The sequence below is a fragment of the Sphingobium trunci genome (genome assembly GCF_022664535.1).
Lineage (GTDB): Bacteria > Pseudomonadota > Alphaproteobacteria > Sphingomonadales > Sphingomonadaceae > Sphingobium.
In genome coordinates, this window is record NZ_JAKUJY010000054.1 from 1 (window position 1) to 3,487 (window position 3,487).

Genomic DNA, 3,487 nt, shown 5'->3' on the forward strand with positions numbered 1-3,487 from the left:
AAGAGGCTGACGCATCTGGAGCGTCTGGAGGCGGAGAGCATCCATATCCTGCGGGAGGTGGTCGCCGAGGCCGAGAAGCCGGTGATGCTCTATTCCGTGGGCAAGGACAGCGCGGTGATGCTGCATCTGGCGCGCAAGGCCTTCTATCCCTCGCCCCCGCCCTTTCCGCTTCTGCATGTCGACACGACCTGGAAGTTCCGGGCGATGTACGAGCTGCGCGATCGCATGGCGCGGGAGTCGGGCATGGAACTGCTCGTCTATCACAATCCGGAAGCGCAGGAGCGTGGCATCAACCCGTTCGATCATGGCCCGCTGCACACCGACATGTGGAAGACCGAGGGATTGAAGCAGGCGCTTAACCTGTACGGCTTCGACGCGGCCTTTGGCGGGGCACGGCGCGATGAGGAGAAAAGCCGGGCGAAGGAACGCATCTTTTCCTTCCGCACGGCGTCGCACGGCTGGGATCCCAAGAACCAGCGGCCCGAACTGTGGAACCTTTACAACGCCCGCAAGAACAAGGGGGAGAGCATTCGCGTCTTCCCGATCAGCAACTGGACCGAGCTGGACATCTGGCAATATATTCACCTGAACGACGTGCCGATCGTGCCGCTCTATTTCGCCGAGGAGCGCCCGACGGTGGAGCGCGACGGCATGTTGCTGATGGTCGATGATGATCGTTTTCCGCTGAAGCCGGGCGAGGAGCCGGTGATGCGGTCGATCCGTTTCCGTACCCTGGGCTGCTATCCGCTGACCGGCGCGGTCGAGAGCAAGGCCAGGACGCTGCCGGAGGTCATCCAGGAAACGCTGCTGACCACCACCTCGGAACGGCAGGGCCGCGCCATCGACAAGGATGCCGGCGGCGCCGGCATGGAGAAGAAGAAGCAGGAGGGGTATTTCTGACGCGCCACGGAATGCGTAGCGTTCCGAAGCGTCAGCCCCGGCGCAGGCCGGGGGCTCGCGCCTCTATACTGATTCTTCCTGCAATACCAACGAGATCCCGGCCTTCGCTGGGATGACGGGACAGACAACATGACCGAAGTCATCGCAGAACCCATCTACAAGACCGACGCCCTGATCGCGCAGGATATCGACCAGTATCTGAAGGTGCATGAGCACAAGACGATGCTGCGCTTCATCACCTGCGGGTCGGTGGACGACGGCAAGTCGACGCTGATCGGCCGCCTGCTCTATGACAGCAAGATGATCTTCGAGGATCAGCTGGCCGCGCTGGAGGCCGACAGCAAGAAGGTGGGCACGCAGGGGCAGGAGATCGACTTCGCACTCCTGGTCGACGGGCTTGCCGCCGAGCGCGAACAAGGCATCACCATCGACGTCGCCTATCGCTTCTTCGCCACCGAAAAGCGCAAGTTCATCGTCGCCGACACGCCAGGGCATGAGCAATATACGCGCAATATGGTGACCGGCGCGTCGACGGCCGACCTCGCCGTCATCCTCATCGACGCGCGCAAGGGCGTGCTGACGCAGACGCGGCGCCACAGCTATCTGGCGCACCTCATCGGCATCAGGAATATCGTCCTCGCCATCAACAAGATGGATCTGGTCGACTATGACCAGGCGGTCTATGACGGCATCGTCAAGGATTATACCGAGTTCGCCAACAGCATTGGCATCAAGGCCTTCACGGCGATGCCCATTTCCGGCTTCAAGGGCGACAATATCACTGGGCCGTCGGACAACACCCCCTGGTACAAGGGACCGGCGTTGATCGAGCATCTGGAGACGGTCGAGGTCGATCAGGTCTCCGATCAGGAAAAGCCCTTTCGCATGGCGGTGCAGTGGGTCAATCGTCCCAATCTCGACTTTCGTGGCTTTTCCGGACTGATCGCCACCGGAACGATACGTCCCGGCGATGCGATTCGCGTCCTGCCGTCGGGCAAGACCAGCACGGTCAGCCGCATCGTCACGCTGGACGGCGATCTGGAGCAGGCCGTCGCGGGACAGTCCGTCACCCTCTGCCTGGCCGACGAGATCGACTGCTCGCGCGGCGACGTGATCGCGGCGTCGGACAATCCGCCGCAGGCCGCCGACCAGTTCGAGGCGACCATCGTCTGGATGGCGGATGAGGAGATGCTGCCTGGCCGCCCCTATTGGCTGAAGATCGGCACGCAGACCGTCACCGCGACGGTCCAGCAGCCCAAATATCAGGTCAACGTCAACACGATGGAGCATCTGGCGGCCAAGACGCTGGAGCTGAACGCCATTGGCGTGGCCAATCTGTCGACCGACCGGCAGATCGTGTTCGAATCTTATGAGGCGAACCGGACGCTGGGCGGCTTCATCCTGATCGACAAGATCACCAACGCCACCGTGGCGGCGGGGATGCTGCATTTCTCGCTGCGGCGGGCGCAGAATGTCCATTGGCAGGCGACCGATATCAGCCGCGATTTCCATGCGGGCCTGAAGAACCAGAAGCCGGCCGTGCTGTGGTTCACCGGCCTGTCCGGCGCGGGCAAGTCGACCATCGCCAATCTGGTCGAGAAGAAACTCGCCAGAATGAACCGCCACACCTTCCTGCTGGATGGCGACAATGTGCGGCATGGCCTCAACAAGGATCTGGGATTCACCGATGCCGACCGGGTGGAGAATATCCGCCGCGTGGGCGAGGTCGCGAAGCTGATGACCGATGCGGGGCTGATCGTCATCACGGCCTTCATCTCTCCCTTCCGGGCGGAGCGCGAGATGGTGCGGCAGATGATGCAGCCGGGCGAATTCATCGAAGTGCATATCGATACGCCGCTGGCTGATGCGGAGGCGCGCGACGTCAAGGGCCTCTACAAGAAGGCGCGACAAGGGCAGCTCAAGAACTTCACCGGCATCGACAGCCCCTATGAGGCTCCGGAAGATCCGGAAATCCGCATCGACACCACCGCGATGACGGCCGAGGAAGCAGCCGACGAGATCGTCAAGAGGCTGATCCCATGAGTGCCGATGTCAAAGGCATGACGGATGCTGATCTGGCCGCTCATCTCGCGAAGGTGGCAGGCAATATCCTGATCGATGTTCGCGAAAGCGGCCTGTTCAGCGCCAAGGCGCTGGGCAAGGCCGGGGACCAGACCGCCAACCAGTTCCTGTGCCACGCGCTGCGGGAGGTGCGGCCAGCGGACGGTCTGCTCTCCGAAGAGGAGAAGGACAATGCGGACCGGCTTTCCATGAGCCGGGTATGGATCGTCGATCCGGTCGACGGCACCCGCGAATATGGCGAGGAGCGAAGCGACTGGGCAGTGCATGTGGGTCTGACGATCGATGGCCAGCCCAGCATCGGCGCGGTCGCCTTGCCGGGACTGGATGGCGGCACGCTGCTGCGCTCGGACCAGCCGCGCGCGGTTCCGCCCACGCCGGACAAGCTGCGCATGGTGATCAGCCGGACCCGCCCCGCCGCCGAAGCCGTGGCGGTGGCCGAAGCGCTCGGCGCGGAACTGGTGCCCATGGGGTCCGCCGGGGCCAAGGCCATGGCGGTGATCCTGGG

At 63.1% G+C, this 3,487-nt stretch carries 3 protein-coding genes; all 3 read left to right on the plus strand.

Features of this window, described 5'->3' with window-relative positions; all coding sequences use genetic code 11:
- Positions 1 to 900, plus strand: a 900-nt coding sequence (gene cysD, locus MJ601_RS21660) for a sulfate adenylyltransferase subunit CysD (protein ID WP_491572947.1), incomplete at its 5' end; no start/stop codon positions are given.
- 129 nt (positions 901 to 1,029) lie between these two features.
- A complete protein-coding gene (gene cysN, locus MJ601_RS21665) occupies positions 1,030 to 2,943 on the plus strand; it encodes a sulfate adenylyltransferase subunit CysN (protein WP_242130461.1) in 1,914 nt (637 codons plus the stop codon).
- 17 nt (positions 2,944 to 2,960) lie between these two features.
- A partial coding sequence (locus MJ601_RS21670; RefSeq protein ID WP_242130463.1) for an inositol monophosphatase family protein occupies positions 2,961 to 3,487 on the plus strand: 527 nt, incomplete at its 3' end.

Coding starts and splice junctions, on each gene's coding strand:
- cysN (WP_242130461.1), top strand. CDS start 1,030: ATGACCGAAGTCATCGCAGAACCCATCTACAAGACCGACGCCCTGATC.